The organism is Amycolatopsis sp. NPDC021455 (genome assembly GCF_040640995.1).
Taxonomy (GTDB): domain Bacteria; phylum Actinomycetota; class Actinomycetes; order Mycobacteriales; family Pseudonocardiaceae; genus Amycolatopsis.
The window spans coordinates 1-7,662 of sequence record NZ_JBFACT010000140.1 but is presented as its reverse complement, the minus strand read 5'-3'; the positions used below and the strand labels follow the sequence as shown (position 1 = coordinate 7,662).

The 7,662-nt window shown below is 72.4% G+C and carries 5 protein-coding genes; 3 read left to right on the top strand and 2 right to left on the bottom strand.

Going from position 1 to position 7,662, the window contains the following annotated elements:
- Positions 1–59: 59 nt before the first annotated feature.
- Positions 60–866 (bottom strand): PadR family transcriptional regulator, encoded by an 807-nt coding sequence (locus tag AB0G28_RS48810; protein ID WP_361106393.1) that lies wholly within the window; start codon positions 864–866, stop codon positions 60–62.
- 164 nt (positions 867–1,030) lie between these two features.
- Between AB0G28_RS48810 and AB0G28_RS48805 the strand changes: the two genes are divergently transcribed.
- Positions 1,031–3,853 carry a PQQ-dependent sugar dehydrogenase gene (locus AB0G28_RS48805; RefSeq protein ID WP_361106390.1) on the top strand — a complete coding sequence of 941 codons (2,823 nt, stop codon included), beginning with the start codon at positions 1,031–1,033 and terminating at the stop codon, positions 3,851–3,853.
- Positions 3,854–4,082: 229 nt separating this feature from the next.
- Here the strand turns inward: AB0G28_RS48805 and AB0G28_RS48800 are convergent, their stop codons facing one another.
- On the bottom strand, positions 4,083–4,985 hold the full coding sequence (locus tag AB0G28_RS48800; RefSeq protein WP_361106387.1) for a LysR family transcriptional regulator: 903 nt from the start codon (positions 4,983–4,985) through the stop codon (positions 4,083–4,085).
- Positions 4,986–5,055: 70 nt separating this feature from the next.
- Here AB0G28_RS48800 and AB0G28_RS48795 point away from each other — a divergent pair, with 70 nt between their 5' ends.
- Both AB0G28_RS48795 and AB0G28_RS48790 read left to right on the top strand, forming a co-directional pair.
- A complete protein-coding gene (locus AB0G28_RS48795) occupies positions 5,056–6,021 on the top strand; it encodes a putative sulfate exporter family transporter (protein WP_361106384.1) in 966 nt (321 codons plus the stop codon).
- A gap of 112 nt (positions 6,022–6,133) precedes the next feature.
- Positions 6,134–7,662: sialidase family protein (locus AB0G28_RS48790; protein ID WP_361106381.1), on the top strand; the 1,529-nt coding region annotated here is incomplete at its 3' end.

The following is a 7,662-nucleotide window of genomic DNA, read 5'->3' as shown; positions in this document are numbered from 1 at the left end:
CGTGAAGGCCTCCTTCCCGGCTCTTATGGCCGGGAAGGAGGCCTTCACGGACTTCCGGGTCAGGCGTCCTCGTCCTCCAGGCCCGCGTCGGCGAGGACCGCGTAGACGCGACGGCGCGCGTCGGCGAGGATCTTCTTCACCTCGGCCACCTGGGCCTCGGTGCCGGTGTAGCCGACCTGCGCGGCCGCGCCGGACAGCTCTCCGAGCGCGTGCCACAGCGCGGCGAACCGGTCGGCACCCGGCTCCTCCTCGGGCTCCTCCCACAGCGCGGCGAACTCGGCCTCGCGCCCGGCGACGTGCTCCCGGCCGGCCTCGGTCAGCTCGGCGACCCGGCGGCCGGCCGCCTCGGCGGTGTGGACCAGGCCCTCGTCCTCCAGCTGCTGCAGGATCGGGTAGACCGACCCGGGGCTGGGCCGCCACCGGTCGTGGGTGCGGCGCCGGATCTCCTGCATCAGCTGGTAGCCGTGCATCGGCTCCTCGGCCAGCAGCGCCAGCACGGCCGGGCGCACCGGCCGCGCCGGCGGGCGACCGCCGCCGCGGAACTCCCGCAGCCGCTGCCACGGGCCGCCGCCACCCCAGCCGCCCGGCCCGCCGAACGAGCCCGGCCCGCCCGGGAACCCGGGGAAGCCCGGGGGCTGCGGCGGGTGGGGCGGAGGCGGCGGGAAGCCGCCCGGCGGCCCGCCGCGCGCCAGCTCGGGGCCGCCGTCCCAGTCCTCGTGGCCCGGGATCCCGTGGTCGTGAGGTCCGTGGCCGCCGTGGGGGTGGCCGCCGGGACCGTGGTCCGGGCGGCCGAAACCGCCGGGTCCGCCGAACAGGCCGCCCCCGAAAACGCCGAACGCCCGTCCCGCTCCCGCACTCGTCACCATGATTGCCTCCCATGTTGGTCGTATCGCCGACATTCGTACGATATATCGCCGGTCGATCGAGTGCAACATGCTCCCCCGGGTCACGGAAGGGACAAGTTCCGCGTTCAGGTGCAACCACCGTCCCCGTTCGGGCGATAGCTGACCTGCCGGGAAAGGGGACCGACATGACTTTCGGAAAGCTTCGAGCAGTCCGCCGCGCCTTGCTGGTGGCCGTGCTGGCAGGGGCCCTGCTGCCCGCCGTGTCGACCGAGGTGGGCGCGGCGGCGACACTTCCGCCGGGGTTCGTGCTGCGGGAGACCGACACGGGTCTGGGCCAGTACCAGCTGACCGACTTCGCCTACCTGCCCGGTGGTTCCGTCCTGGCCACCGCCAAGGACGGCCGGGTCCGCCGGCTCACGGAGACCGGGACGGGCCAGACGATCGCGACACTGCCGACCCGCAGCAACGGCGACCTGGGCCTGGTCGGGATCGCCGTCGCCCCCGACTACGCGACGTCACACACCATCTACCTGACGCGGTCGATCAACGTCACCGGCGGGTTCGTCATGCGGCTGTCGCGGTTCACGGTCAGCGTGGACGCGGCGGGCACGCCGACCGGCCTGACCGGGGAGCAGACGCTGTTCGAGGTGCCGGGCTTCTTCGACGTCCACGGCATCGACACCGTCATCGCCGCCACGGACGGGACGCTGTGGCTGTCCATCGGCGACAACGGCGACTTCACCAAGGTGGACCCGGGCGCGTTGCGGGCGCAGGACGTCAACCAGCCGTACGGCAAGATCTTCCACCTCACCGCGGCCGGCAACGGCGTGCCGTCCAACCCGTACTACGACGCGGCCAACCCCGGCTCGACCGCGAGCAAGGTGTTCGCCCGCGGCTTCCGCAACCCGTTCCGGTTCAGCATCGACCCGACGCTCGGCCTGCCGGTCGCCGGCGACGTCGGCTGGACCGCGTGGGAAGAGGTCGACGTCGTCCAGCGCGGCAGCAACCAGGGCTGGCCGTGCTGGGAAGGCACCCACGCGACGTCGGGCTACACCGGGCTCGCCGGCTGCGCCGGGGTGGCCAACCAGCCGCCGATCTTCGAGTACCAGCACGGCACCGGCGTCATGCAGGGCAACAGCGTCACCGGTGGCATCGTCTACAACGGATCCAGCTACCCGGCCGCCTACCGCGGAGCCTACTTCTTCGGCGACTACGTGGGACACAAGATCTGGACGATGAGGTACGACGACCAGGGCAAGCTCACGCAGGCGCCGCAGAACCCGCCGCCGTTCACCGACATCGGCGGCCCGGTGAAGTTCGCGGCCGCGGCCAACGGCGACATCGTCTACGCGGACATCCTGTCCGGGAAGCTGCGCCGGCTGAGCTATTCGGCCGGCAACACGGCCCCGGTGGCGAACGCCACGTCCACCACCGACCCGGCGACCCGGACGGTCTCCTTCGACGGCTCCACGTCGGTCGACTACGACAACGACCCGCTCACCTACGACTGGAACTTCGGCGACGGCACCACCGGCAGCGGCGCCCAGGTGAACCACACCTACGCGGCGGGCACCGAGTCGTTCACCGCGACGCTGACCGTCCGGGACCCGCTGGGGGCCACCGGCACGACCACCATCGCGGTCGCGCCCGGCAACCACACCCCGGAGATCACCCTGACCACACCGGGTGACACGGCGACGTTCGCGGTGAACCAGCAGGTCACCCTCGGCGCGACCGCGACCGACGCCGAAGACGGCACGCTGCCGGTCACGTGGACGTCCGCGGTCCGGCACTGCCCGACCGAGGCGACGTGCCACGTGCACCCCGGCATCGGCGGCACCGGGACGAGCTTCTCGCTGCCGTTCACCGAGCACCCGGACTCCCGGATGGACTTCACCGCGACGGTGACCGACAGCGCGGGCGTCACCACGTCCAAGACGTACACGGCCAGGCCGCGCCAGCACCGGATCACCCTCCTCGGCACGCAGCCCGCGGCGCTGAGCATCCCGGTCGAAGGCGGCGTCAGCACGGCACTGGTGACCGAGGGCGCCAGCTTCGACGTCGAGGCGGCGCCGCTGGGCACCGACGGCGTCTCGAAGTTCACCGGCTGGCAAGGTGGCCCGACGGCGACGACGTGGGTCATCACCGTCGGCACGACGGACATGACGCTGACGGCGAACTACGCGACCCCGATCGACCAGCGTTACGACGGCGACGCGGCGTTGCGGGCGAAGCTGGGAGCACCGACGGCGGCCGAGGTCACCGACGGCCCGGTCCACTACCGCGCCTACGCGAACGGACGGCTGTACTGGAGCGCGGTCGGTGGCACCAGGTACGTCACCGGTCCGGTGCTGACGAAGTACGTCGCCTTCGGCGGGCACAGCGTCCTCGGCCCGCCGACGAACGACACCACGGCCACGCCGGACGGGGTGGCGCAGTACAACCACTTCGTCAACAACGGCAACGTCGGCTCGATCTACTACACGGCCGCGACGGGCGCGCACGCGATCTACGGCGAGATCCGCAAGAAGTGGGCGGCGCTGGACTACGAACGCGGCCTCGGCTACCCGACGACCGACGAGGCGGGCACACCGGACGGCGTCGGCCGCTACAACCACTTCATCAAGGGCAGCAACGTCGGTTCGATCTACTACACGAACGCCACCGGTGCGCACGCGATCTACGGCGAGATCCGCAAGAAGTGGGCGGCGCTGGACTACGAACGCGGCCTCGGCTACCCGACGACCGACGAAACCGGCACGCCCGACGGCGTCGGCCGCTACAACCACTTCAGCCTCGGCCACTCGATCTACTTCACGGTGGCCACGGGCGCGCACGCGGTGAAGGGCGAGATCCGCAAGCGGTGGGCGGCCCTCGGGTGGGAGCGGTCGTACCTGCACTACCCGAGGACGGACGAGTACGTGGTGAACGGCGTGTACCGCAGCGACTTCCAGGGCGGCTACATCACGTTCACGCTCTCCGGCGGAGCGGTCGACCGCCCCTGGTGAGCGATGGCGGCGGCCCGCCTCCGGAAATCCGGTGGCGGGCCGCCGTCGTGCGCGGGCTTGTGGGCCATCCCGGCCCCGCGATGACCGGTGGAGTCGGCAACTCCGCCGCAGGGCCGATCAGGGGCCACGCCGCCACCGCGGGCGCGAGTCGACGCCGCCCGGGCCGCGGCCGCACGCCACCCCGGGCGCCCGGCCCCGCGCTGACCGCGAACCGGCGCGCGGCCACGCCTCATGCGGGCCCGGACTTCACCGCCAACGTCAGCAACTCCGCCGCCGGGCCGGCCAGCCGCCGGCCGGCCGGCCACACCGCCCGCAGCACCCGGCCGAGGTCGACGCCGTCCACCGCCACCGGGGCCAGGCGGCGGCCCGCCACCTCGCGCACCACGTCCAAGTCGCTGATCACCGCGGGCCCGGCCCCGGCGATCACCGCGTTGCGCACCGCCGAAGCCGAACCCAGCTCCAGCAACGGTTTCACCGGCCCCGCCCCGGCCCGCCGCAGGGCCGTTTCGACCGTCTCGCGCGTTCCCGAGCCCGGCTCCCGCACCACCAGCGGCGTCTCGGCCAGCTCCGCCGCCGTGAGCGGGCGGCGCCGCCGTGACCACGCGTGCCCGGCCGGGACCACCACGACCAGCCGGTCCACCGCGACGCGGCGGGTCGCGAGGCCCGGCCACGGCCCCGGCGACTCGACGAACCCGAGGTCCACCCGCCCGCCCGCGACCAGGGCGGCGACCTGCTCGGAGTTCACCACCTCCAGGCCGACGTCGGTGTCCGGCCCGGTCCGCTTGACCTCGCCGATCCAGGCCGGCACGAAGTGCTCGGCGAGCGTCATGCTCGCCGCGACCCGCAGCCGCGCTCCGCGCTGGGTGCGCAGGGCCTCCGCGCCGGTGCGCAGTCCGTCCACTTCGGTCAGCACCCGGTGCGCCCAGCCGGCGATCACCCGGCCGTCCGGGGTCAGCGCCGAGCCGCGCCGGGTCCGGTCCACGAGGGACAGTCCCAATTGCCGCTCCAAAGTGGACAGACGTTTGCTCGCCGACGGCTGGGCGATGCCGAGCGCGGCGGCGGCCTGGCCGATGCTGCCGAGGTCGTCGACGAGCACCAGCAGGCGCAGCGAGTCCAGATCGGGTCCGGTCATAGCTTCAGTCTATGACCTCCACCGCAACCGGCGGCTACCGGAAGCACCCGCCCGCGGCGACGCTGGTGGCATGGCACTGACGACGGCGAAACCCCTCCTCCCCGGCCTCGCGATCACCGGGCTCGGCGTCGCCGCGGCGTACGGGCTGAGCTCGGCGTGGCCGGTGCTGGGCGCGCTCACCGTCGCGGTCGTGCTGGGCGTCGTCGCGGGCAGCACTCCGGTGCTCGGCGAAGAACACCGGCGAGCGGTGGCCCTCGTCACGAAACGGCTGCTGCGCGCGGGTGTCGTCCTGCTCGGGCTCCAGCTCGCGCTCCCGACGGTGCTCGCACTGGGGCCCGGCACGCTCGCCGCCGTCGTGCTGACGGTCGCGGTCACCTTCCTCGGCACGCTCGGCCTCGCCCGGCTGGTCCGGGTGCCTCGCGGGCTCGCCCTGCTGGTCGCCACCGGGTTCTCGATCTGCGGCGCCTCGGCCATCGCCGCGGTGGAGGGCGTGATCGACCGCGACGACGAAGACGTCGCGACCGCCGTCGCCCTCGTCACCTGCTACGGCAGCCTGGCCCTGGCCACGCTCCCCCTGCTCGCCCACACCCTCGGCCTGGACGCCACCCGGGCCGGCAGCTGGGCCGGGATCTCGGTCCACGAGGTCGCCCAGGTCGTCGCGGCGGCCGGGCCGGCCGGCGCCGGGGTGGCGATCCTGGTCAAGCTGAGCCGCGTCGTCCTGCTCGCACCGGTGGTCGCGCTCGTCGGCGCCGCCGAACGCACCCGCCGCGGCGGGCGGACCCCGCTGGTGCCGCTGTTCGTCCTCGGGTTCCTCGCGATGGTCGCCGTTCGCGCGACCAGGCTCCTCCCCGCGTTCGCGCTCGACGTCGCGAAGACAGCGTCGACGCTGCTGCTCGCCGGCGCGCTGTTCGGCCTCGGCTGCGCCGTCCGGCCCGGCACGCTGCTGCGCGGCGGCGGACGCGCGCTGCTCCTGGGGTTCCTCTCCACGCTTCTGGTGCTGGCGACCGGGTTCGGTACCCTGACCGCGTTCACCTGAATTTTCCCTCCCGGTCACGTATAGTTCGTTATACGCGAGGTTGTACGGGTCTTGTACGGGTTGTGTCGACGCTTCTGCCGAGACATAGACGAATCCGTAGGGAGCTCGAACCGTGAAATTCACCCGACTCGCCCAGGGCTTGCTGGCCGGGCTGCTGGGGTGCGCCGCCGTCGCCGTCCCGGCGGAGATCGGCACCGCGGCGGCGCAGGCCGACGTGGCCAGCACGCTCGTGTTCACCAAGAACACCGAGGGCCACGACTGTTACCGCATTCCCACTGTCGTCAAGGCGAACAACGGCGATCTGCTCGCCTTCGCCGAGGGCCGCAACGGCGGCGCCAGCTTCTGCAACGACCTCGGCAAGATCGATCTCGTGATGAAGCGTTCCACCGACGGCGGCAAGTCGTGGGGTGCCTTGCAGACCGTCATCGACGCTTTCGGCGACGTGAAGGGCAACCCGGCGCCGATCGTCATCCCGGGCAGCAACCGGATCGTGCTGCTGTCCACCATGCAGTGCTTCACCAATCCGTCCTGCGGCCGCATCCCGCGGGTGTCCATCAGCGACGACAACGGGAAGACGTGGGCCGCGCCGAAGGTCCTGACCACGGAGCTCGGTTTCGCGAGCGCGCCCGGCTGGCTCGCGACCGGGCCGTCGCACGGCATCGTGCTGACCCGCGGCGCGCACGCGGGCCGTCTCGTCGCCGGGATGAGCTACACGATCAGCGGCAAGAACACCGGCGCGCTGATCTACAGCGACGACAAGGGCGCCACCTGGCACCGCGGGGCGACCGACACGTCCACGACGGACCTGATGAACCCACAGGAGATCAGCGTCACCGAGCTCAGGGACGGCCGCGTCTACGCCGCCGCGCGCAACGACGCGAACAACGACAACAAGTGCCTGGCGGACGGCACGCACAACCGGGCCTTCGCGATCAGCTCCGACGGCGGCGAGACGTTCAGCTCGAAGTTCGCCTTCGCCACCGACCTCGTCACCCCGGTCGTCGAAGGCTCGACGGCGCGGATGAGCGCCACCGACACCGGCGCCAAGTACAACCGGATCGTGTTCGCCGCCCCTTCGGTGTGCGACCGCCGCAAGGAACTGCGGATCCACTCGTCGTTCGACGAGGGCGCGAACTGGACCGGCACGGCCGGCAGCCTGCTCGTGTGGGGTGACGACGCGGCCTATTCGGACATGGTGCAGCTGTCCCAGGCGTCGGTCGGCGTGCTGTTCGAGGCGGGCCCCGAGTTCCACGCGAACGACACGATCCGCTTCGCGTCGGTCAGCGAAACCCAGCTCGGCGCCCCTGCCTGCGGTGGCGGGTACAGCGTGATCGACTCGGCCCCGCTCGGCACGGGCGGCGCGGCGGGCACGGTGTACCTGTCGTACAACGCGTCCAACGGCCAGAACTGCGTCAGCACGATGAAGAACGCGTCGGCCGGGACGGCCACGGCGACCTCGGCCTACCTGGAGGTCAAGGGTTCGGCGCGGCAGACCGACTCGGGTTCGTTCGCCTACTTCGCCGGCCCGGTCAAGGCCGCGGCGGCGCCTGGACCGCGGGGCGCCGCCGTCGCGCACCCCGCTGGCTACCGTGACGACGGACCTGGACACGTTCTGGCGGCTCTGCACCCGCAACGCGGCGA

What these genes read in the sequence shown, in the direction of transcription:
- AB0G28_RS48805 (WP_361106390.1), top strand. Translation starts at nt 1,031, where the DNA reads ATGACTTTCGGAAAGCTTCGAGCAGTCCGCCGCGCCTTGCTGGTGGCC.
- AB0G28_RS48800 (WP_361106387.1), bottom strand. Translation starts at nt 4,985, where the DNA reads ATGACCGGACCCGATCTGGACTCGCTGCGCCTGCTGGTGCTCGTCGAC.
- AB0G28_RS48795 (WP_361106384.1), top strand. Translation starts at nt 5,056, where the DNA reads ATGGCACTGACGACGGCGAAACCCCTCCTCCCCGGCCTCGCGATCACC.
- AB0G28_RS48810 (WP_361106393.1), bottom strand. Translation starts at nt 866, where the DNA reads ATGGTGACGAGTGCGGGAGCGGGACGGGCGTTCGGCGTTTTCGGGGGC.